1 protein-coding gene is annotated in these 682 nt (G+C 63.9%); it reads left to right on the top strand.

All coding sequences use genetic code 11. The annotated features are described in order from the left end of the window. Positions 1–100: 100 nt before the first annotated feature. The coding region (locus tag KUM32_RS39110) for a TetR/AcrR family transcriptional regulator (RefSeq protein WP_254406736.1) at positions 101–682 on the top strand (582 nt) is incomplete at its 3' end.

Genomic DNA, 682 nt, shown 5'->3' on the forward strand with positions numbered 1-682 from the left:
GTCATGGAGGGAGAGGCCATGCGCCACACGGTGGCATCGATTTATGTACCAAGTCAATTTTTTTGCCCAGCTTAAAAATGATCCTGGTAAAGTCAAGCTCATGGCCGAACGTATGGGGCTGCGCGAGCGCAAGAAGCGGGACACCTCGCTGCGGATCTGGCGGATCGCCATCGAGCTCTTCGTCGAGCGGAGCTTTGACGAGGTGCCGGTGACGGAGATCGCCGAAGCTGCGGGCGTGTCGAAGATGACGGTCTTCAACTACTTCGGAACCAAGGAGGACTTGGTCCTCAAGCCTATGGAGGAACACACCGGCGACCTGGCCCACACGGTGCGCGAACGCTCGCCGGGCGAGTCCGCCGTGGCAGCCGTGCACCGGCATTTCCTCGAACAGCTAGCGGCGCGCGAGGCGTCGATCGGGATGGACCCCGACCCGCTGAACCTGCGTGTACGCGAACTGATCCTGGTGACCCCCGCGTTGCTGACCCGGACGTACGCCTGGAGCGCCCGCTCCACACGCCTGCTCGCGGACGAGTTGATCGCTGAGGCGGACCGGGAGCGAGGTGGTACGGGCGAGGCGGTCGCACAGTGTGTCGCCATGCAGATCGCCGCGGCCCGTACCTCCCTCACCAACGAGATTCACCGGCGCCGGAGCGAGGGGAAGAGCGTCGATGAGATCTACCCG

The sequence above is a fragment of the Streptomyces sp. AC627_RSS907 genome, from assembly GCF_019049165.1.